This is a genomic window from Aneurinibacillus soli (assembly GCF_002355375.1).
Classification (GTDB): Bacteria; Bacillota; Bacilli; order Aneurinibacillales; family Aneurinibacillaceae; genus Aneurinibacillus; species Aneurinibacillus soli.
Map to the genome: position 1 here is coordinate 1,643,448 of NZ_AP017312.1, position 21,785 is coordinate 1,665,232.

Annotated in this window: 17 protein-coding genes; 14 read left to right on the forward strand and 3 right to left on the reverse strand. The window is 50.3% G+C overall.

The genetic code is table 11. The features are described 5' to 3' along the window. The first annotated feature begins 27 nt into the window (after positions 1–27). From lspA to pyrE, 11 genes are all read left to right on the forward strand, one after another. Positions 28–492, forward strand: coding sequence for a signal peptidase II (lspA, locus tag CB4_RS08365; RefSeq protein ID WP_096464908.1), 465 nt, complete (start codon positions 28–30; stop codon positions 490–492). Next, positions 489–1,421, forward strand: a complete 933-nt coding sequence (locus CB4_RS08370; RefSeq protein WP_096464910.1) for an RluA family pseudouridine synthase — start codon at positions 489–491, stop codon at positions 1,419–1,421. The genes lspA and CB4_RS08370 overlap by 4 nt, the downstream gene beginning before the upstream one ends. 574 nt (positions 1,422–1,995) lie before the next feature. Next, positions 1,996–2,499 carry a bifunctional pyr operon transcriptional regulator/uracil phosphoribosyltransferase PyrR gene (pyrR, locus tag CB4_RS08375; RefSeq protein WP_231956248.1) on the forward strand — a complete coding sequence of 168 codons (504 nt, stop codon included), beginning with the start codon at positions 1,996–1,998 and terminating at the stop codon, positions 2,497–2,499. 66 nt (positions 2,500–2,565) lie between these two features. Continuing rightward, positions 2,566–3,936 carry a solute carrier family 23 protein gene (locus CB4_RS08380; RefSeq protein ID WP_096464914.1) on the forward strand — a complete coding sequence of 457 codons (1,371 nt, stop codon included), beginning with the start codon at positions 2,566–2,568 and terminating at the stop codon, positions 3,934–3,936. 210 nt (positions 3,937–4,146) lie between these two features. After that, complete coding sequence (locus CB4_RS08385; RefSeq protein WP_096464916.1) at positions 4,147–5,445, forward strand: dihydroorotase; 1,299 nt, start codon at positions 4,147–4,149, stop codon at positions 5,443–5,445. Next, positions 5,445–6,545: a carbamoyl phosphate synthase small subunit gene (locus CB4_RS08390; RefSeq protein ID WP_096464918.1), complete on the forward strand. Its 1,101-nt coding sequence runs from the start codon at positions 5,445–5,447 to the stop codon at positions 6,543–6,545. The genes CB4_RS08385 and CB4_RS08390 overlap by 1 nt, the downstream gene beginning before the upstream one ends. Beyond that, the gene (carB, locus tag CB4_RS08395; RefSeq protein WP_096464920.1) at positions 6,533–9,736 is read left to right on the forward strand and encodes a carbamoyl-phosphate synthase large subunit; all 3,204 of its coding nucleotides are present in this window, start codon (positions 6,533–6,535) and stop codon (positions 9,734–9,736) included. The genes CB4_RS08390 and carB overlap by 13 nt, the downstream gene beginning before the upstream one ends. 18 nt (positions 9,737–9,754) lie before the next feature. Further along, positions 9,755–10,552, forward strand: coding sequence for a dihydroorotate dehydrogenase electron transfer subunit (locus CB4_RS08400; protein ID WP_096464922.1), 798 nt, complete (start codon positions 9,755–9,757; stop codon positions 10,550–10,552). An 8-nt stretch (positions 10,553–10,560) separates the two neighbouring features. Beyond that, positions 10,561–11,478 carry a dihydroorotate dehydrogenase gene (locus tag CB4_RS08405; RefSeq protein ID WP_096467686.1) on the forward strand — a complete coding sequence of 306 codons (918 nt, stop codon included), beginning with the start codon at positions 10,561–10,563 and terminating at the stop codon, positions 11,476–11,478. Next, the gene (pyrF, locus tag CB4_RS08410) at positions 11,478–12,200 is read left to right on the forward strand and encodes an orotidine-5'-phosphate decarboxylase (RefSeq protein WP_096464924.1); all 723 of its coding nucleotides are present in this window, start codon (positions 11,478–11,480) and stop codon (positions 12,198–12,200) included. The genes CB4_RS08405 and pyrF overlap by 1 nt, the downstream gene beginning before the upstream one ends. Beyond that, positions 12,200–12,838, forward strand: coding sequence for an orotate phosphoribosyltransferase (pyrE, locus tag CB4_RS08415; protein ID WP_096464926.1), 639 nt, complete (start codon positions 12,200–12,202; stop codon positions 12,836–12,838). Before pyrF ends, pyrE begins: the two co-directional genes overlap by 1 nt. Before the next feature lie 85 nt (positions 12,839–12,923). On the opposite strand, the gene CB4_RS21495 is transcribed toward pyrE, so the two are convergent. Then, positions 12,924–13,373, reverse strand: coding sequence for a hypothetical protein (locus CB4_RS21495; protein WP_231956196.1), 450 nt, complete (start codon positions 13,371–13,373; stop codon positions 12,924–12,926). A 143-nt stretch (positions 13,374–13,516) separates the two neighbouring features. Here CB4_RS21495 and CB4_RS08425 point away from each other — a divergent pair, with 143 nt between their 5' ends. Next, the gene (locus tag CB4_RS08425) at positions 13,517–14,095 is read left to right on the forward strand and encodes a Uma2 family endonuclease (RefSeq protein ID WP_096464930.1); all 579 of its coding nucleotides are present in this window, start codon (positions 13,517–13,519) and stop codon (positions 14,093–14,095) included. 522 nt (positions 14,096–14,617) lie between these two features. Here CB4_RS08425 and CB4_RS08430 read toward each other — a convergent pair. Beyond that, complete coding sequence (locus tag CB4_RS08430; protein ID WP_096464932.1) at positions 14,618–16,597, reverse strand: oligosaccharide flippase family protein; 1,980 nt, start codon at positions 16,595–16,597, stop codon at positions 14,618–14,620. Between the two features lie 10 nt (positions 16,598–16,607). Then, positions 16,608–18,332, reverse strand: a complete 1,725-nt coding sequence (locus CB4_RS08435) for an Rqc2 family fibronectin-binding protein (RefSeq protein WP_096464934.1) — start codon at positions 18,330–18,332, stop codon at positions 16,608–16,610. 141 nt (positions 18,333–18,473) lie between these two features. On the opposite strand from CB4_RS08435, the gene CB4_RS08440 reads away from it, so the two are divergent. Next, positions 18,474–18,719: a hypothetical protein gene (locus CB4_RS08440; RefSeq protein ID WP_096464936.1), complete on the forward strand. Its 246-nt coding sequence runs from the start codon at positions 18,474–18,476 to the stop codon at positions 18,717–18,719. A gap of 320 nt (positions 18,720–19,039) precedes the next feature. Continuing rightward, entirely contained in the window at positions 19,040–21,784 is a 2,745-nt protein-coding gene (locus CB4_RS08445; RefSeq protein WP_096464938.1) for a cation-translocating P-type ATPase, read from the forward strand. The last annotated feature ends 1 nt before the right edge of the window (position 21,785 follow it).

Sequence of the window (21,785 nt, forward strand, 5' to 3'; positions counted from 1 at the left end):
GCACATAAAATGAAGGAGTGTGCGGGAATGTTGTATTATATGATCGCGCTGCTGGTCGTTCTCATTGACCAAGGAACAAAGTGGCTAATTGTTAAAACCATGACCATCGGTGAGTCCATTCCGCTCTGGGAAGGTGTGTTTAATCTGACTTCACACCGCAACCGGGGAGCAGCCTTTGGGATTTTGCAGAATCGGCGAGTGTTTTTTATCATCATTACGATTGTGATTATTGTGGGGATTATCTGGTACATGCGCAAAGTAATGCGTGATAACAAACTGCTTGCCTTGGCGCTTGCGTTGATCTTGGGTGGGGCGATTGGTAATTTTTATGATCGCTTGCTGACAGGTGAAGTGGTTGATTTCTTTGATTTTACTTTGATTCACTACCCGATCTTTAATGTGGCGGATTCAGCCATTGTAATTGGGGTTGGATTGTTTATTCTTGATGTGATACGCGATATGGTAGTACAACGACAGGAGAAAAATGGATGAATAATGAACTACGTTATGAATTGTATGATTGGACGATCGAACCGGTGGATGCCGGGGAGCGAGTAGATAAATTTCTGACAGGTGTTCAGGAGGAAGGCTGGTCGCGCAGCCAGCTGCAGGGCTGGCTCAAAGACGGTCTGATTTCGGTGAACGGAAAGGCTGTCAAAGGAAGCTATCGCTTAAAAGAAGATGACGAAATCGTGTTGCGTGTTCCGCCCGCTCGCGAGATGGATATTGCTGGTGAGCCGATGGATCTCGAAATTGTATATGAAGACAGTGATGTAGTCGTCGTGAATAAACAGCGCGGCCTTGTGGTTCATCCGGCACCGGGTCATTACAGCGGCACGCTTGTGAACGGCCTGCTTGCCCACTGCAAAGACCTATCCGGCATTAATGGCGTGATGCGCCCAGGGATTGTCCATCGGATTGATAAAGATACATCCGGTTTGTTAATGGTGGCTAAAAATGATAAAGCACATGAATCACTTGCCCAACAGCTTAAAGACCATACGGTAACTCGTCGCTATGTGGCACTCGTACACGGTGTCATCGGCCACGAAAAAGGAACCATTGATGCACCAATTGGCCGCGATCTGAAAAATCGTCAGCAGATGGCGGTCGTATTCGAGAACAGCAAACCTGCCGTATCTCACTTTGTTGTGTTAGAGCGCATGAAAGAACATACGCTAGTCGAATTGAAACTGGAGACAGGCCGCACACACCAAATTCGCGTGCATATGAAATACATCGGCTATCCACTCGTCGGCGACCCAAAATACGGCCCGAAAAGCGAATTGCCAATCGACGGCCAGGCACTGCACGCCCGCGCCCTTGGCTTCACCCACCCAACAACCGGCGAGCGCTTCGAATTCGAAGCACCACTCCCGGATGATATGGAACAACTTCTGGCACACGTACGTCAGCTATAAGAACGTAGGGAGGGATAAACAAAGAGTATGAAGAGTGAAGAAGAGAGAAAGTAAGAAGCCTTTTATGCGTTTTACCTAGCATAAGGAGGCTGAGCGACGGGCCTTTGCCCGCAACTTCTTCTTTGAGAATTTGCTTCGGAAGCGCTTTGCGAGCGAGTCGATCAGACTCCTGGAGCGGACAGTTTATGCTTCCCTGCCAGCGCATAAACAGCGCCGAACTTTTCTCTTCTTCACTCCACCACTACACTTTGTCTACATCCATTCTCACCCGGTGATTTTGTTGTTGACAGTTCGCCCACCCCATGCCATAATTGTTTTAACTACAAAGCAACCTTTAATTCAGTCCTGTGAGGCTGGTAAGGAGACCGGATGCGTTCGGCACATGATACAGAAGGAGTCTGTGTATTCAGGCTATACTCTGAGTTGTGTTGTGCGCAAAAGAGCTTACTGCCACCTGCAGTAAGCTCTTTTTTGTGTCACTCACATAAGTTATGGACAAACTAAACCGAACGACAAAGGAGAAGATAGCGTGAACGAGTGGAAAGAAAAAAACGTCCTGCTCGATGAACCGGCTATGCGCCGGGCGCTGACACGCATTGCACACGAGATTCTCGAACGCAACAGGGGCGTGAATGACTGCATTCTAATCGGAATTCGAACGCGCGGCATTTACATTGCGGAGCGTCTAGCCGAGCGCATCTACCAGATTGAAGGTGAGCGTATTGCAGTGGGAGAGCTAGACATTACGCTGTACCGTGATGATTTGTCACATAAGGTAGAGCAGCCGGTTGTAAACGGCAGCCATATCACGGAAGATGTTACCGACAAAAAAGTAATTCTCGTCGATGATGTGCTCTACACCGGACGTACCGTGCGTGCTGCGCTTGATGCCATTATGGATACAGGGCGCCCACTGATGATTCAGCTGGCAGTACTTGTTGACCGCGGCCATCGTGAACTGCCGATTCGTCCCGATTATGTTGGCAAGAACGTACCAACATCGAAAGAAGAGATGATCGTCGTGGAGCTGTCCGAAGTAGATGGGCGCGAGCGCGTAGCGATTATGGAAAAAGCATGATGAATACTATCACACAACACCTTTAAGTGGATTCTGTGAGATCCATAAGGGAAGGAGCAAACGAACATTATGAAGAAAGATTTTGTAGATGTACATGAAACTCCGGCGCTGCACAAGCTATTGCCGTTGAGCCTGCAACACTTGTTCGCCATGTTTGGCGCAACGGTGCTTGTCCCGTTGATTACAGGCCTTGATGTATCCGTGGCCCTTTTGACAAGCGGGATTGGAACACTCTTGTTCCTATTGATTACGAAAGGAAAGCTGCCGAACTATCTCGGTTCTTCCTTCGCCTTTATCGGTCCGATCATGACCGTGATGAAAAGTCAGGGAATTGGAGCCGCCATGCTTGGCTGTATGATGGCCGGTGTCCTATATTTGATCGTGGCACTAATTGTAAAAATATCTGGTGTTAATTGGCTGAACCGCCTGCTTCCACCGGTCGTGATCGCTTCGATTATTGTGGTGATTGGATTAAGTCTTTCCGGTGTTGCGATTGGCTGGGCCGTTAATGATCCGGTTCTATCAACACCTCTCAAACCAGTTTACTCGCTTAAAGCGATTGAAATTGCAGCCGTTACGATGTTTACAACTGTTATTGCGATGATTTTCTTCCGGGGATTTTTATCCGTAATCCCGATTCTTACAGGTATGATTGTCGGGTATGTATACACAGCACTGCGCAGTCCGCAGTGGATTGACATGACGAAAGTTCATGAAGCACCATGGTTTGTGACACCGAGCATGTGGATGAACAAGCACTTTGTGACCGGGCAGGTACTCGATGCCTTCACATCATCCTCTGCATGGCTTGCTGCACTGATTGTTGCACCAGTCGCATTCGTAACGTTAGCTGAGCACCTTGGCCACCTGCTTGTTACATCGAACATTATGCAACGTGACCTAATGCGTGATCCAGGCTTGCATCGCTCCTTGCTTGGAGATGGGGTTGCGATCATGCTGGCTTCCTTCCTTGGTGGACCACCAAGTACCACATACGGTGAGAATATGGGCGTACTTGCGATTACAAAAGTGTACAGCCGTGTCGTAATCGGAGGGGCAGCCGTACTGGCGATCATCTTCGCCTTCGTTGGTAAGATTGGCGCATTCCTTATGACGATTCCCCATCCGGTACTCGGGGGTGTAACAGTCGTCCTGTTCGGGATCATTGCTGCACAGGGGATGCGGATGTACGTCGAACATAAGATTGATTTTTCCCACAAGCGCAACATGGTGATCTCAGCAATCGTGCTGGTAACTGGAATTGGTGGGTTTAAAATGGACTTCCATGAAATTAAATTCAGTAACTTCCTGGCCCACCTGACAATTGATAACATCGCGATGGCCACGATTCTTGGGGTATTCCTGCATGCGATTCTGCCGAATAAGGAAGTCGCATTCGGTGAGTCCGCCGCTGAACTTCATAAGCAAGTGTCATAAACGCAATCCTTTAAAACAGTCCTGTGAGTCTGGTAAGGATGCCGTGAACGATGAAACGTAAAACTGCAAGCAAGCGTATAGCCATCCTGTCCGGTGAGACAGAAGCTCTGTGCAATGCTCGCCTCTCATCACACAGGGCTTCTTACCTTCACACAGGTTGAGAAGCCCTGTGTGTTTTGCTACATACTAACATTTAGGAGAGTGATATATATGGGAACCATTCTAAAAAACGGAAAGTTGTTAGTTAATGGAGAAATCGTGGCGCTGGACATTCTGGTAGCCGGAAATAAAATTGTAAAAATTGCTCCGCAGATTGAAGGGGCAGACTACAAGATCGTAGACGTATCCGGCAAACTCGTCACACCAGGATTTATCGACATGCACGTTCATTTGCGTGAACCGGGTTTTGAAGCGAAAGAAACGATTGCGACTGGAACTGCATCGGCAGCACGCGGCGGCTTCACAACGGTAGCCTGCATGCCAAACACCCGTCCGGTTATTGATACACCGGCCACAGTCGAACTTATCCTCCAAAAAGCAAAAGAAGAAGGCAGCGTCCGTGTTCTGCCGATGGGTGCGATCTCAGTACGTGAGCTTGGCAAAGAGCTGACTGATATGGCAGCATTGAAAGAAGCAGGAGTGGTGGCGCTCTCGGATGATGGAGTAGGCGTACAGTCGAGCAAAATGATGAAAGACGCGATGCACATCGCAGTCGAACTCGGTCTGCCAATCGTCGCGCATTGCGAAGATGACAGCCTGATCGAAGGTGGCTGTGTTCACGAAGGCGTGTTTAGTGAGAAGCAAGGGCTTAAAGGTATCCCATCGGAAGCAGAAACGATCCACATTGGCCGCGACATTATCCTGGCAGAAGCAACTGGTGCACACTACCACATCTGTCACATCAGTACAGCAGATGGTGTCCGTCTCGTGCGTGATGCGAAACAGCGTGGGGTAAAGGTAACAGCAGAAGTATGCCCACACCACCTCATCCTGTGCGATGAAGACATCCCGGGTGATGATGCGAACTACAAAATGAACCCGCCGCTTCGCTCACAGCGTGACCGTGATGCGCTCGTAGCAGGATTGAAAGATGGCACCATTGATATGGTCGTAACGGATCATGCACCGCATACAGCCGAAGAGAAACAACGCGGTATGGCACTTGCTCCATTTGGTATCGTCGGACTGGAAACAGCCTTCCCGCTCATGTATACGAAGTTTGTTAAAACCGGAGCGTTCACGCTTCAGGAAGTGGTGGATCGGATGACGAAAGTTCCGGCAGACGTATTCAACTTGCCATACGGCACAATAGAAGAAGGTGCGATCGCCGACATTACAGTCATTGACCTGGAGACAGAAAAAGAAGTAGATCCACAAACATTTGCAAGTAAAGGACATAACACACCATTCACAGGCTGGAAGCTTGCAGGCTGGCCGGTGCTTACGATGGTAGACGGTGTGATTGCATGGCAGGCAGATGATCTGAACGGAAAAGGAGAGGTTCACTAATGGCAGTAAAAGCGAGACTCATACTCGAAGATGGAACCGTATTTGAAGGAAAATCATTCGGCGCCACCGGCGAATCGTTCGGTGAAGTCGTATTCAATACAGGAATCACAGGCTATCAGGAAGTATTATCTGACCCGTCATACTGCGGGCAAATCGTAACAATGACCTACCCGATGATTGGCAACTATGGCATCAGCCGTGATGATTTTGAATCGCTTCGCCCGTTTGTTCATGGCTTCGTCGTTCGTGAACATTGCGAAGTGCCGAACAACTGGCGCAGCGAGCAGACGATTGATGATCTGCTCAAAGAATACAACATCCCGGGGATTTCCGAAGTGGATACTCGCAAGCTGACCCGCATTATCCGTCAGCACGGTACACTCAAGGGAATCATCACAACTTCTGAGGAGCCGGTAGAAGCGATCCTTGCAAAAATGAATCAGCCGCTGATGGAAGATCAAGTGGCTCGCGTATCGACGAAAAACATGTTCCCGGTGCCAGGACGCGGCCCGCGCATCGCACTCGTTGACTTCGGTGCAAAGTACGGGATTCTGCGTGAGCTGACGAACCGTGGCTGCGATGTGATTGTCGTACCGTATAACGTCACAGCAGACGAAATCCGTCGTATCCGCCCGGACGGCATTCTGCTTTCGAACGGACCTGGGGACCCGAAAAGCGTGCCACAGGCGATTGAGATGATTCAAAATATACTGGGTGAATATCCACTGTTTGGCATCTGCTTAGGCCACCAATTGTTCGCACTCGCTTGCGGTGCAGACACAGAAAAGCTGAAATTTGGCCATCGCGGCGGCAACCATCCAGTAAAGGAACTCGCAACGGGCCGCACGCACATTACATCGCAAAACCATGGCTACACCGTAAATATTGAGTCAGTAGCTAGCACGGACCTTGAGATCAGTCATGTCGCCCTCAATGACGGAACCGTCGAAGGGCTTTCCCATAAAACACACAGTGCCTTCTCGGTACAGTACCACCCGGAAGCAGCACCGGGCCCGTATGATTCGAACTATCTGTTTGATCGTTTCTTAGAGAACGTAGCAACATTCGTGAAGGAGGACAAAAAATCATGCCGCGCTTAACAGACGTTAAAAAAATCCTCGTAATTGGTTCTGGTCCAATTGTAATTGGTCAGGCTGCTGAATTTGACTATGCAGGCACACAGGCGTGCCAGGCACTGAAAGAAGAAGGTTTTGAAGTTATTCTCGTGAACAGCAACCCGGCAACGATTATGACCGACACGAATATGGCAGACAAAGTATACATCGAGCCATTAACAAAAGATTTTCTCGCTCGCATCATCCGTCAGGAGAAGCCGGATGGTCTACTTGCTACACTCGGCGGTCAGACAGGTCTGAACCTTGCAATTGAGCTTGATGAAGCTGGCATTTTGCAAGAAGAAAACGTGCGTCTGCTCGGCACAGATCTGACTGCGATCAAAAAAGCGGAAGACCGTGAACTGTTCCGCTCGCTGATGCAAGAAATTAATGAACCTGTTCCACCGAGCGACATCATCCATACAATCGAAGATGCGGTTGCTTTCGCTAACACGATCGGCTACCCGATCATCGTGCGTCCGGCTTACACACTTGGCGGCACAGGCGGCGGGATTGCGGCAAGTGAAGAGGAGTTGCGTGAAATCGTCGCAAGCGGCCTGAAATACAGCCCAATCACGCAATGTCTGGTTGAGAAAAGCATCGCAGGCTTTAAAGAGATTGAATATGAAGTAATGCGTGACGCCAATGACAATGCCATCGTTGTATGTAACATGGAAAACATCGACCCGGTCGGCATTCATACAGGCGACAGTATTGTAGTCGCACCAAGTCAGACAATCTCGGACCGCGAGTATCAAATGCTTCGCTCCGCATCGCTCAAAATCATTCGTGCCCTGAACATTCAAGGTGGATGTAACGTCCAGCTTGCTCTTGACCCGGATAGCTTTCAGTACTACATCATTGAAGTAAATCCGCGCGTTAGCCGTTCTTCAGCACTTGCGTCCAAAGCGACAGGCTACCCGATTGCCAAAATGGCGGCAAAAATCGCGGTTGGCTATAATTTAGATGAATTACAAAATCCGGTTACAAAGCAGACATACGCTTGCTTTGAACCGACACTTGACTATATCGTATCGAAAATTCCGCGCTGGCCGTTTGACAAGTTTATCTCGGCTAATCGCAAGCTCGGTACACAGATGAAAGCAACAGGCGAAGTCATGGCAATCGGTCGCACGCTTGAAGAATCGCTCCACAAGGCGGTTCGTTCACTCGAGATCGGTCTGCATAGTCTTGACCTGCCAGAAGCAAAAGAGCTGGCGCAGGAAGAACTCGAACGTCGCCTTGTGAAAGCGGACGACGAGCGCCTGTTCCTCGTCGTGGAAGGCATGCGTCGTGGCATGACAGATGAACAAATTCATGAATTAACGAAAATCGATTACTTCTTCCTCGCCAAATTCCGCAACATCGTGAATTTTGAAGCGAGCTTGAAGCAAGAAGCGGGCACACCGGATTATGAAACACTTCGCCAGGCGAAGCGCATAGGTTTGACCGACCGTCGCATCGCTGATTTAACGGGTACGATCGAAGCCGACATTACAGCGGCCCGCAAACAAGCAGGGCTTGTCCCAGTATACAAAATGGTAGACACATGCGCCGCTGAATTTGAAGCAGCAACGCCGTACTACTACTCAACATACGAAGAAGAAGATGAGCGCGAAGAAACGAACAAAAAACGCGTCATCGTACTTGGCTCCGGCCCAATCCGTATCGGTCAGGGGATTGAGTTCGACTACTCGACTGTACATGCCGTATGGGCACTCAAAGAAATGGGCTACGAAGCGGTTATCGTAAACAATAACCCGGAGACCGTTTCAACTGACTTCAGTACATCGGACCGCCTGTATTTTGAGCCGCTGTATCTTGAAGATGTGCTGCACATTATCGAAAAAGAAAAACCAGAAGGCGTCATCGTGCAATTCGGTGGTCAGACAGCGATCAACCTGGCAGCTGGACTCGAAGCAGCTGGTGTCAAAATTCTCGGAACAGATCTTGAAAATATCGACGCCGCAGAAGACCGCGAGAAGTTCGAGAAACTGCTTCGCTCTCTCGACATCGCACAACCGCCAGGCAAAACAGTTACATCTGTAGAAGCCGCTGTGGAAGCTGCAAACGGACTCGGCTACCCGGTACTCGTTCGTCCGTCGTACGTACTTGGCGGACGCGCGATGGAAATCGTGTATAATGAAAGTGAATTGCTAACATACATGAAAGAAGCGGTTAAAATCAACCCGGATCATCCAGTACTTGTTGATACGTACCTGATGGGTGCGGAAGTAGAAGTAGATGGCATTAGCGATGGCGAAAATGTCCTCATCCCGGGCATCATGGAGCACATTGAACGCGCAGGCGTACACTCCGGTGACTCGATTGCGGTCTATCCGACACAGACGATTGCCCAGGAGCTGAAGGACGAACTGATCGATATGACAACCCGCATTGCCCGCGGTTTGAACATCAAAGGATTGCTTAACATTCAGTTCGTTATTCATAAGAACAAAGCATATGTACTTGAAGTTAACCCGCGTTCATCACGTACTGTACCGTTCTTAAGCAAAATTACAAATCTGCCGATGGCAAACATCGCAACGAGAATTATTCTGGGAGCAACGATTCCGGAACTTGGCTACACACCTGGCTACCATCCAGAAGCTGATCACGTATCGGTTAAAGTGCCGGTGTTCTCGTTTGCCAAACTGCGCCGTGTCGATACAACGCTCGGACCAGAAATGAAATCAACCGGGGAAGTAATGGGTCGCGATAAAAATCTGGCCAAAGCATTGTACAAAGGCTTGATTGCATCCGGCATGAAAATCCCGACACACGGCTCTCTGCTTGTAACGGTAGCGGATAAAGATAAAGAAGAAGCGTGTGACATCATCAAAGGCTTCAGTGTGCTCGGCTTCAAAATTATGGCGACAGAAGGCACAGCAAAATACCTGGAGCAAGAAGGAATGCAAGTCACTCGTGTTCGCAAAGTGACCGAAGATGCTCCGAACATGCTCGATATCATTCGCGAAGGGGAAGCAAGCTTCGTACTGAACACGCTGACGAAAGGCAAATTACCTGCACGTGATGGCTTCCGCATCCGTCGTGAAGCGGCAGAGAACGGTGTAGTATGCTTCACATCACTGGACACTGCACACGCACTCCTTAAAGTGCTTGAAGCGATCACATTTACAGCAGAATCAATGCCGCATTTTGAAGACGCAAAGTAAAAAAGGGGGCGTACGCGCTTGGATAAGGGACTTGTCACTGTTATAGCAAATGAACAAATCGCAGAGCGCATCTACCGCCTGCAAGTACAGGGGGAACTGGTGGGACGAATGACTCGTCCCGGCCAGTTCGTCCATATCAAATGCGGTACGGGAATTGACCCGCTGCTGCGCCGTCCGATCAGCATTTGCGATGTAGATGCGGATAAGCAGATACTTACGATGATTTTTCGTGCGGATGGACACGGAACCCGTGTATTAAGTGAGTCAGTACCAGGTCAGTCACTGGATATTCTGGCCCCGCTTGGCGAGGGATTCCCGGTGGATACTCGCACAGATGGTGAGCATGCTTTGCTCATCGGTGGTGGGATCGGTGTTCCGCCGTTGTATTACCTGGGCAAGCAGCTGCGTGCCCGTGGGGTAAAAGTTACATTCGTGATTGGTTTCGGAACAGCGTCTCAAGTGTTCCTGACAGAGGAGTTGGCTGAGCTCGGCACGGGGCATGTGGTCACGATGGACGGAAGCGCAGGCACAAAAGGTCTCGTTACAGACGTGCTGACAGAGGCAAACGGTCTTGCGCCAGCTGACTGGGATGTGCTGTATTCTTGCGGTCCGCTGCCGATGTTGCGTGCGCTGCAAGATACATATCAGAAGCTTAATAAAGAAGGCTATATCTCACTTGAGGAGCGCATGGGCTGTGGCGTAGGTGCCTGTCTTGCCTGCGTTTGTTCGGTACAGGAGCCACAAGAAGGCAAAAAGAAATACAAGAAGATTTGTTCGGACGGTCCAGTCTTTGCATTCGGGGAGGTGCGCGTATAATGGCAGCGATGAAAAATCGTCTTGCAGTCAACATTGCAGGCATCGAGATGAAAAATCCGATTATGCCGGCATCTGGCTGCTTTGGCTTCGGCCGAGAGTACGCACAGTTTTATGACCTGAACAAACTGGGAGCTGTGGCAGTTAAAGCGACGACTGTAGAAGAACGCGAGGGCAATCCAACGCCACGTGTCGCAGAGACACCGGGTGGGATGCTCAATGCGATTGGCCTGCAAAATCCAGGTCTTGCCGATGTAATGGACTATGAACTTCCCTGGCTGCAACAGTTCGGGGAGCTGCCGGTTATTGTCAATGTAGCCGGTACAACGACAGATGATTATGTACAGGTAGCAGAGCGCGTCTGCCAGGCGCCGAACGTAGCCGCTATCGAACTAAACATTTCGTGCCCAAATGTTAAATGTGGCGGGATTACATTCGGAACAGACCCTGTGATTGCGGCGCAGCTGACCGAAGAGATTAAAAAAGTAAGTTCCATTCCGGTATTCGTTAAACTATCCCCGAACGTAACGGACGTGGTGGCCATTGCGAAAGCGGTGGAAGCAGCTGGGGCGGACGGGTTGAGTATGATTAACACGCTGCTTGGCATGCGTATCGACTTGAAAACGCGCCGTCCGATTATTGCGAACCGTACAGGCGGTTTGTCCGGTCCTGCGATTAAGCCCGTAGCGATTCGGATGATTCACGATGTGAGCCAGCAAGTAAACATCCCGATCATCGGGATGGGTGGTATTCAGTCTGCTGATGATGTGATTGAGTTCTTCATGGCAGGTGCATCAGCGGTAGCAGTCGGAACCGCGAACTTCGTAGATCCATATGCGTGCCCGACGATCATTGATGAACTCGAAGCAAAGCTTGCGGATTACGGGGTAGACTCCATTACGGAACTGACAGGAGCGGCGTGGAAGTGATGAACATGAATGAACGGATTATGGTCGCGCTCGACTATCCGAGTGCACAGGAGGCGGATCATTGTGTCCGTCTGCTCGAAGGAACAGGCGTCTATGTAAAAATCGGCATGCAGCTGTATTACGCAGCTGGCCCGGACTATATTCGGCAGATGAAAGACAAAGGCTATTCGGTGTTCCTCGATCTCAAGGTGCATGACATTCCGAATACAGCGCGTGGTGCCATGCAAAGTCTCGCCTCGCTTGGCGTGGATATGGTGAACGTTCACGCAGCCGGGGGCCTGAAAATGATGGAGGCTGCGCGAGAAGGACTGGAAAAAGGCACGCCGTCTGGACAGAAGCGCCCGCTGCTCATTGCGGTTACGCAGCTGACGAGTACAACAGAGGCGATGATGAATGATGAACTTGGCATTGCTGGCTCAGTAGAAGACTGTGTGGTGCAGTATGCAAAGCTAGCGAAACAAGCCGGTCTTGATGGCGTCGTTGCTTCTCCGAAAGAAGTGCCGCTTATTAAAGAAGCGTGCGGCTCGGCGTTTTTAACGGTAACACCAGGCATTCGCCCGAAAGGAACCGATGCTGGCGATCAGCATCGCATTACAACGCCGTCGGATGCATTTAAATTAGGCTCGGATTACATTGTAATCGGACGTGCGATTACACAGGCAGCTGATCCAAAGCAGGCGCTGCATACGATTCTGGAAGAAGTGAAGGGGAGTGCGAACTAATGGGACAAACTGAACTGGCAAAACAAATCGCAGGCAAACTGCTTGACATTGATGCGGTATCTCTCCGCCCGGACGAGCCATTCACATGGACATCTGGCATCAAAAGCCCGATCTACTGCGACAACCGGATGACGATGTCATTCCCGGACGTGCGCCGTCTGATCTACAAAAGCTTCGCGCAAAAAATTCGTGAGCAGTATCCAGATGCGCAGGTGATCGCGGGAACGGCGACAGCGGGCATCCCGCATGCGGCATGGGTGTCGGAAGAACTTGGACTTCCGATGACGTATGTGCGCTCGAAGCCAAAAGGACACGGCAAAGGCAACCAGATCGAAGGCAAGCTCGATGCAGGCGCAAAAGTGATCGTGATTGAAGATTTGATTTCGACAGGCGGCAGCTCGATTGAAGCGGCGCAAGCGATTAAAGAAGCGGGTGGAGAAGTGCTAGCTGTGCTTGCCATCTTCTCGTATCAGTTCCCGAAAGCGGAAGCGGCGTTTGCGGAAGCGGGATTCGCTTTTGATACACTGAGCAACTATACAGCTCTGCTGGAAGTGGCGCAGGAAAAAGGAACGATTCGGGCGGACCAGCTCGATGCACTTGCTTCCTGGAGACAGAACCCGGCTGAATGGCAAGGGTAATGCATCATCGGAAGTTTGTTTGATGGGATAGAGGTCAGCAAAGTATGGAGGCGGAGAGCGAAGAAGAGAGAAGTTCGTCGCGGTTTTATGCGTGGCAGGGAAGCGGGGGTTGTCCGCTCCAGGAGTCAGGCAGACTCGCCCGCAAAGCGCTTCCGAAGAATTGCTGAAGGAGCAGGTTGCGGGCAAAGGCCCCTCTGCCAGCCTCCTTCCGCTGGGGAAGCGCATAAAAAAGCTCCTTACTTTCTCTCTTCTTCGCTTCCGGCGTACTTTGCTGCTTACACATCAAATAAACTTCGATCATTGTCGTTATATATGTAAATACAAAAAGCCAATGATGTCCTGTGCAGGATGTCATTGGCTTTTTGTAATTTTTCTTCCTTATTATCGAAAGTTTGTTTGATGGAATAGAGGTCAGCAAAGTATGGAGGCGGAGAGCGAAGAAGAGAGAAGTGCGTCGCGGTTTTATGCGTGACAGGGAAGCGGGGGCTGTCCGCTTCAGGAGACTGGCAGACTTACTTTGCTGCTTATCTGTCAAACAAACTTTGATTATTGCGATTACATATGTAAAAGCAGAAACTCATAGTTCCTCTTCTCCCGTTCCTTCACCACGCTTGTCGTTAGCAGATCCCGCCCGTTTTTGTGCTACAATAAGAAAAATATCCAGTAGAGGTGAATGGCATGAGTGTACCGGAACGTGACTTGAAGCGGACATACACATATCAGGATTATCTCGGATGGTCGGATGATGAACGTTTTGAGCTGATTGACGGGGTGCCATACGCGATGAGTCCTGCACCTTCGCGAAAGCATCAACAAGTTTCAGGTGGATTGTTTGGAGAGTTTTGGAGTTACTTGCGGGACAAATCGTGCCAGGTATATGCGGCACCTTTTGATGTTCGTTTGGGTGTTGAAAATGAAACGGATGACAAGGAAATCAATGTCGTGCAGCCTGATATTACAGTTGTATGCGATAAAAACAAATTAGACGATAAAGGATGCAAGGGAGCGCCAAACCTGATTGTTGAGATTCTTTCTCCTTCTACAGGCAAACGGGATAGATGGTTGAAATACAAGCTGTATGAACGGGCGGGCGTACAAGAATACTGGATTGTAGAGCCACAAAATGAAACGATTGAAGTGTATCGCTTGCTCAATGAACAGTATGTGTTATCTGGGGTGTATGGGAAAGAGGATAAGGTAGAAGTCGGCATTTTTGAAGATATGACGATTGATCTGGACTTGGTGTTTCGGGAGTAAAGAAAAAAGTATTGGATATGTATATGAAATCATTCGCCATGAAAAGCTACTGCTTTCAAGACAAGAGGGCGCGGAGTATTTAAAAATTGAACCGCAAGCTTTATATGAATTAAATTAAGTGATAGCAACATTCGATTAACAGGCAATTTAATAGCACGTAATTATGAGTAAAAACAAGAAAAAAGCGCATGGATACCCACGCGCTTTTTTCTTGTTTTTTAGTTAGTAATTTCATCGATAGCATATGCTTGATGGTTTGAGCATTACCCAACATAGTCAGGAGTGGAGAAGGAAGGGGCCATGAACGCCTGTACGCGACTACCCAGCGGAAGGGTTCGCGCACACGAGCCTTTTGTCCCCAACCCTTCTGCGAAAAAACGTCCTGTCCTTTTGGGGACAGAGTGTGCGAGGTTCCTGAAGCGGCCTTGCGTTGCTTCGTTGCAAGCGTACCGAAGTGACAGGTACATTCCTTCTCCGCTCCTCCACCATACATTGGGCAGATCTAATCCGTCAAACACGATGCTAATTCATATGACTCTTCTGCTCCTCCACATACGCGGGTACAATCCGATAGCGGGACAGCATGCGATACGCTTTCTGTGCCACATTCGGGAAATAGCGAATATCCTGTACATCAATGCCGCCAAGCCAGAATAAGGCTAGCGCATAGGCGGTCAGCGCACATGCGCCGATCATCGCCGCTTCGAGTCCGAAGAACAGGCGCTCTGGAATCAGCAGATGTGGTTGAACCGTAAACCCAAGCCAGATGATGCCAAGTCCAATAGCGGACAAAAGAAGCGAGGATAGCAGAAAACCGCGCCAGCGTTCACCGAGAATGGCTAGCTTTGTATACTGATTAATCGCCCGAATATTGAGCGACATAACCGCAATAAAGCAGAGTGATGTTGCCAGGATAATGCCGTAAATACCGAACAGCGGAGCAAATACATAGTTGCCCGCCAGTTTGACAAGCACGCCGATAATAACATGGCGCATCGGTAAATCCGTACGGCCAAGCCCTTGCAGAATGCCGGATGATGTCATCATCATAACTTGGAAAATCGTACCGATACATAACGCTCCGATAATAAACGCCGCTTTCAAGTACGTAGCATCCGTATTTTTAAACAGCAGCCCATTAATCGGATACGCCGCCACTGTCAAATACAGTGCTGCCGGAACACCCGTAATGAGCGCAATCCGCAGCGCCATCGAGCTCATGCGCTGCACTTCCGCATGGTCGCGCCGCGAATACGCGGCCGATACGACCGGAATGATGGACGAACTGAGCGCAATCGCGAGAATGATCGGCAGACCAGCGAGTGACTGGGCGCTTCCGCCGAGAATCCCCACTGTATCTACCGCTTCATTGTACGCATGCAGCTGTTCCGTAAAGAAACGGAGCGGTACGCACGGCACATCCGTACCGGCAGCGATTTGGAGTGGACCGCCGAACGTTTTTCCATTTAGCACAACAGGCTGGTTCATGACAAGAGTTGCTTTGACCGGACCACGTTCATAAAAGGCCCGCTGGTGGTTTTTATCCCAGACAAGATCGGCTCCCATCGCGACGCTCGCTTCTTCGAGCGGAATCATCGTCGTATTGTTCTTGTACAAATACGGCGCGACGGGTAGCGTAATCTCTTTGCCACCGATTGTCGCTTCCGTATGTTTTAACGTCACCGATATGCGTTCGTTCTGCGGAGTCAGAAGCCGCAGAGATGTCGATGAATCGATAAAGTACAAAAGCGGTACGGCCATCGCAGAAATCGTGATAGGCAGGGACAGACGCAGCATCTTGCCATAAATTTGGCGATATGTGAGTTTTGTATAGTTTTTTTGTTCAGACACTCGCTTCCTCTGAGCCGGTCGGTGTTTTTTATAGAAATACATCATGACCGCCACTGCCGCGACACTTCCCATCACGGCACCGAATGAAGCGCCTGCTACGGCTACATCTTTGTTGTATCCATAATGCAGCAGAATAAGCGGCAGTGCGACCGCCGTTGCCACGCGGAGGATTTGCTCCATGACCTGGGAAAGCCCGGTCGGCTGCATGAATTGCTGACCCTGGAAGTATCCGCGCATAATCGCAATGAGCGGGAAGAGAAGCATGGCTGGAGCAATTGCTTTGATTGCCAGCTCTGCTTGTGGCGCTAAGGCATATTCCGCATAGTACGGTGCGATTATGATCATAAATAGAAACATCACGACACCTGTAACGAGCGCAAAATTCCGCGCCGCCTTGTATGTCTGGTGTGCTTCATGATACTGGCCGACCGCCGTATATTCCGAAATCTGCTTGCTTAGTGCGCTTGGTACGCCAAGTGTTGCGATGATCAGGAGCATGCTGTAGACGTTATAGGAGATCGTGTACAGCGTCATCCCGTCGTTGCCCATAATGTGCTGCAATGGTACGCGCTGCCCGACACCGAGCACACGCGATACAATAGCCGCTACAGTCAGAATGAGCGTTCCTTTCAAAAATGAGTTTTTTGACATCGTTTATTCCTCAAGACGTTGTAGTTTTCGTTCGGGCCAGATCGCGCAACACAGCATCATCCGGTGTAATGAACAGCGTTTTTTGTTGTTCGTAAATGACAAAGCCAGGCTTTGCCCCTTTTGGTTTTTTGACGTGGCGTACAAGTGTATAGTCAACGGGCACCTGGCTTGATTGCCGCGCCTTGCTGTGATACGCCGCAAGCATTGCCGCTTCCGCAAGCGTGGCATCTCCGAACTCCGTGCTGCGAATGACGACATGAGAACCTGGAATATCTTTCGTATGCAGCCATGTATCTGTCGGTGCTGCGAGTCGGTTCGTCAAATACTCGTTCTGTTTGTTGTTTTTGCCAAGATACATCTCAATGCCTTCACTTGACGTATACCGTTCGAGTACCGGATTTTTCGTTTTTGGCTTCCGATTTCGTCCGGTGCGGGCACGGAGATAGCCTTCTTCGGTCAACTCTTCACGAATTTCTTCAATGTCAGACAGACCGGCACTTTCGACCTGCTGGATGATCATATCAAGATATCGGACTTCCTCTTCCGCACCTGCGATCTGTTCATCTAGCACAGCGAGACTGTTTTTGGCCTTCGTATATTTTTTGAAATACGCCTGGGCGTTCTCGGAAGGTGTCAGCCTTGGGTCAAGTGGAATCGTTAGTTCCGGTGAATCATCCTCATAGTAATTCAGCACCGTCACGTCTATCTGCCCGCGCTCCATCTGATAAATGTTGGCGGTAATCAGCTCGCCGTACCGTTGATACACATGGGCATCTTCGGCCTGACGCTTCGTTTCTTTCAGCTTTTCGATCTTTTTGGCATTTTTATCGCGCTCATTGCTTACGAGTCGTAGCAAATCGTGCATGCGCTGCTTGACCGTATCGCGCTCCGCTTTGCCTTGATAGAAAGCTTCGAGGCAGGCGCTCATGGAATCAAAGGCTTCTGCCACACCTTGCAGGTGGGTGAGCGGGATGGCCGAGAAATATTCTTTTGTTGCTGTCCGTACAATGGTTGGCGTGTACAGATGAGCGTCTACATCATCCATGACAGAGCGGAACGCATTCCAGAGCGCATCTTCTGTCGGTAGACCCGCGCGATGCAGGATTTCCGTTGCGACAAGCGGGCTCATGCCAGCAAAGGAACCGACAAGCTGTTTGTCCAGCTTTCCTTCATTAAACTTCATACGGGCGAGAAATTCCTGCCGAGACGTATCAAGTGGGTTGCGCTTATCCTGCGGCGGTGGCGGCAGATATGGTCGGCCCGGAAGGACGACCCGATAGCGGCTGACGGAAGGCGTGACATGATGCAGCCCGTCATGGATGAGCCCGGTTTCTGGGTCCATGAGAATCAAGTTGCTATGCCGCCCCATAATTTCAAGCACAAGACGTTTGGCGCGATCGTCACCTAATTCGTCGCGTCCGCGCACATCAATATGTACAATCCGTTCCATGTCCACCTGTCGGATGGACTCGATGACGGCTCCTTCACAATATTTGCGGAGCAGCATGCAGAACATCGGCGCTTCAAGCGGATTCTGATACGCTGCGGTTGTCAGTTGAAGGCGGGGAAAACTCAGGCTCGCCGACAGCAGAAGGCGGACGCTGCCGCTGCGCGTGCGAATTTGCATCACGATGTCTGTATCGGTCGGCTGGTGGATTTTTGCGATCCGGGAGCCAGCCAGCTTCTCGTTCAGCTCGTGTGTCACCGCACGCGTGACAATGCCGTCAAAAGCCATATGATCACCTCATTATTGAAATATAAACTAGCCATCTCTTTATTGTGCCAAGAGCGACGCGAACATGCAAGGCGCGATTTGGAAAAAGTGCCGGATAGGAAGTGGAATGTTAGCTCATGCTTGTAGCAAGGAGGGATTCTGATGAGCAGGCAGCTTAAAAAGCGTATTTTACAGCATTTTGTGCAGGGGCGCATCCCTGATAGTGCAACAGTCGGGGTGGATGATGTCGAATTCGGGCAGGCGATTGAAGATCTGGCGGAAGAGAGATTGCTGTCTGGCGTTGTGCTGCAACGGGGCGGAAGCGGAAACCGTGTACTTCAGACGTTTCTGGATGAGACATCGATAACAGAGGCGGGAGAAAAATACGCGCAGAATGAAGCGGAATAACGAAGTAGTTAAGGGGCTATCTCTCCAGCTATAGAGACTAGCCCCTTTTTTGTTTGCAATGGTATGGATTTCCTCAAACTGTAGTGAAGGAGCGGAGGCGGGAGACGCTTTGTCACTTCCCTGTAAGCGTACCGAAGCGAACGGCTTCTCTCTTCTCCTACTCCCACCACTAAACGTTGGGGACCTCTTATAAAAAGCTGACACGGAGCTATTCCCTTCGAATCTCAAGAGGAAAGAATAGATAGCCTGTCATTTTTTAGAGCTTGTCAGAATATAGTAGGTTTGAATACTACACCGGACGGGGCAAAGGAGGTACTTGAATGAGTGGACAGCATTATTGGTTCAGCTATACAGATGACGAATTGGCCGGAATTCTCAAAACAGATACCCGGCAGGGACTGACAGGTACAGAAGCACAGGAGAGGCTTGAAACCATTGGGGCAAATGAGCTGGCAGATAAGGAAAAGCCATCACTTTTGCTATTGTTTCTCGGGCAGTTTAAAGACTTTATGGTTCTTGTGCTGCTAGCAGCAACATTAATTTCGGGCTTCCTGGGAGAATACGTAGACGCCATCGCCATTATTTCCATTGTATTGATTAACGGGATTCTTGGATTTGTCCAGGAGTTCCGTGCCGAACGTTCGCTTTCTGCGCTCAAAGAATTGACAGCCCCGATGGCGTACTGCATTCGGGATGGGGAGCTTGCACACGTCCCCGCGCGGGAGCTGGTGCCGGGGGATATTATTTATCTGGAAAGCGGAGACCGTATTCCGGCCGACGTCCGTTTCTTGTCTGCGAATGGACTGCATGTAGAAGAGTCAACCTTGACTGGAGAATCTGTGCCGGTCATGAAGCAGGCGGCTGTCCTGCGACATGAAGCTCTTCCGCTTGGTGATCAGGAGAATATTGGCTTCATGGGTACGATGGTGACGGCTGGAACCGGGTATGCCGTTGTGCTCACAACGGGCATGATGACTGAAATGGGAAAAATCGCTCATCTCATCCAGACGACTGAATCGCTGCAGACGCCGCTTCAGCTGAAGCTTGAGCAGCTGGGTAAAGTGCTCATCATTGTCGCGCTACTTCTGACAGCGGTTGTAGTTGGGACGGGCATTCTGCACGGGCAGAATGCGTATGATATGTTTCTTGCGGGTGTGAGCCTGGCAGTAGCAGCGATTCCGGAAGGATTGCCTGCAATTGTGACCGTGGCACTTGCACTCGGGGTACAGCGTATGATCAAGCGTCGCGCGATTGTGCGCAAGCTGCCGTCGGTTGAGACACTTGGCAGTGCGAGTGTGATCTGCTCGGATAAAACGGGAACCTTGACCCAGAACAAAATGACCGTTACACACATCTGGATGGAAGACAGTGTAGTAGAAATAAGCGGTACCGGGTATGAGCCACAGGGTGAATTTTTCACAGGACAGCGGGCGATGCGGGCACAGGCGAATCCGACGTTGTATAAGCTCCTCCAGTTCGGGGTTTTGTGCAATAACGCTCGGCTTGCACAGGAGAAAGCCGAGAAGAAAGGCATTCTCCGTCGTGCGACAGAAGAGTGGGTAGTGAACGGAGATCCGACAGAAGGAGCACTGCTCGTTGTCGGTGGCAAAGCCGGGCTTACGCGGGATTCGCTTGCGCAAACATGGACACGCATTAAGGAGTTCCCGTTTGATTCCACACGGAAAATGATGTCGGTTGTGATCGAGGATGCGTACCGCAAGCGGGTCGTTATTACGAAAGGCGCTCCGGATGTCCTGTTGTCACGCTGCACGCATATTTTGTGGAAAGGGCAGGCGGTGGCGCTTACGCCAGCGTTACGTCGTCAAATCTCATATGCGAATGAAGCACTGGCTAAACAGGCGCTCCGTGTGTTGGCGCTGGCGTATCGGGATGTGCATGGCAAGGAGATACCGGCCACTGATACGTCAGCAGAACGCCAACTTGTGTTTGTCGGATTGACAGGTATGATTGATCCGCCACGGGAAGAGGTGCGGGACGCTATCCAGAAATGCCGTCAGGCCGGAATCAAAACAGTCATGATTACGGGCGACCATCAGACGACAGCGGAAGCCATTGCTGGACAGCTTGGCATCCTTCCGTCGGGCGGGTTGACAGTAAATGGACAGGATTTATATAATATGTCCGATAGTGAGTTCGATTCAATTGTAGACAATGTGTACGTGTATGCACGCGTATCGCCGGAGCATAAGCTAAGAATCGTCAAGGCGCTTCAGAAGAAGGGGCATGTGGTGGCGATGACAGGTGACGGAGTGAATGACGCTCCGGCAATTAAGGCGGCAGACATCGGCATTGCAATGGGGATAACCGGAACGGATGTAACGAAAGAAGCGGCTGCGCTCGTGCTTGCCGACGATAACTTTGCAACCATTGAAGCGGCCATTGAAGAAGGGCGGACAATTTACGATAACATTCGCAAATTTATTCGCTACTTGCTGGCATCAAACGTTGGCGAGATCATGGTCATGTTTTTTGCGATGCTCGCCGGACTTCCGCTGCCCCTTGTGCCGGTGCAGATTTTGTGGGTCAACCTGGTAACCGATGGGCTTCCTGCGTTAGCGCTCGGTGTGGACCAGCCGGAAGATGCGACAATGAAGCGTCCGCCGCGTTCGCGTACCGAGAATGTGTTCGCTCGTGGATTAGCGTGGAAAATCGTCTCACGCGGCGTATTGATCGGTGTGTCCACACTGGCTGCGTTCTGGATCACGCTGCTTGCGCATCCAGATGAACTGATCCGCGCCCAGACAGTAGGATTTGCTACACTTGTCATGGCGCAGCTCATTCATGTGTTTGACTGCCGAAGCGAGATCTCGATATTTAGTCGCAATCCGCTGCAAAACAAATACCTGGTGCTGGCGGTTTTGTCATCCGTGCTGCTTGTACTTCCGGTGATCTATCTTCCGGTACTGCAACCGATCTTTAGTACGGTGGCACTCAATGGTACGGAATGGGGACTTGTTCTTCTGCTTGGCGGGCTTCCGACGTTTGCAACCGGCGTGTTTTCGCTGATGTTTGCCCGTTCCGGTAAACAGAGAAGGGTGAGATAAA

Excerpts from the sequence above, each read along its gene's own strand:
- CB4_RS08425 (WP_096464930.1), top strand. The coding sequence starts at position 13,517 with ATGAGTGTACCGGAACGTGACTTGAAGCGGACATACACATATCAGGAT.
- lspA (WP_096464908.1), top strand. The coding sequence starts at position 28 with ATGTTGTATTATATGATCGCGCTGCTGGTCGTTCTCATTGACCAAGGA.
- CB4_RS08385 (WP_096464916.1), top strand. The coding sequence starts at position 4,147 with ATGGGAACCATTCTAAAAAACGGAAAGTTGTTAGTTAATGGAGAAATC.
- carB (WP_096464920.1), top strand. The coding sequence starts at position 6,533 with ATGCCGCGCTTAACAGACGTTAAAAAAATCCTCGTAATTGGTTCTGGT.
- pyrR (WP_231956248.1), top strand. The coding sequence starts at position 1,996 with ATGCGCCGGGCGCTGACACGCATTGCACACGAGATTCTCGAACGCAAC.
- CB4_RS08390 (WP_096464918.1), top strand. The coding sequence starts at position 5,445 with ATGGCAGTAAAAGCGAGACTCATACTCGAAGATGGAACCGTATTTGAA.
- pyrE (WP_096464926.1), top strand. The coding sequence starts at position 12,200 with ATGGGACAAACTGAACTGGCAAAACAAATCGCAGGCAAACTGCTTGAC.
- CB4_RS08435 (WP_096464934.1), bottom strand. The coding sequence starts at position 18,332 with ATGGCTTTTGACGGCATTGTCACGCGTGCGGTGACACACGAGCTGAAC.
- pyrF (WP_096464924.1), top strand. The coding sequence starts at position 11,478 with ATGAACATGAATGAACGGATTATGGTCGCGCTCGACTATCCGAGTGCA.
- CB4_RS08370 (WP_096464910.1), top strand. The coding sequence starts at position 489 with ATGAATAATGAACTACGTTATGAATTGTATGATTGGACGATCGAACCG.
- CB4_RS08405 (WP_096467686.1), top strand. The coding sequence starts at position 10,561 with ATGAAAAATCGTCTTGCAGTCAACATTGCAGGCATCGAGATGAAAAAT.
- CB4_RS08440 (WP_096464936.1), top strand. The coding sequence starts at position 18,474 with ATGAGCAGGCAGCTTAAAAAGCGTATTTTACAGCATTTTGTGCAGGGG.
- CB4_RS08430 (WP_096464932.1), bottom strand. The coding sequence starts at position 16,597 with ATGTCAAAAAACTCATTTTTGAAAGGAACGCTCATTCTGACTGTAGCG.
- CB4_RS08445 (WP_096464938.1), top strand. The coding sequence starts at position 19,040 with ATGAGTGGACAGCATTATTGGTTCAGCTATACAGATGACGAATTGGCC.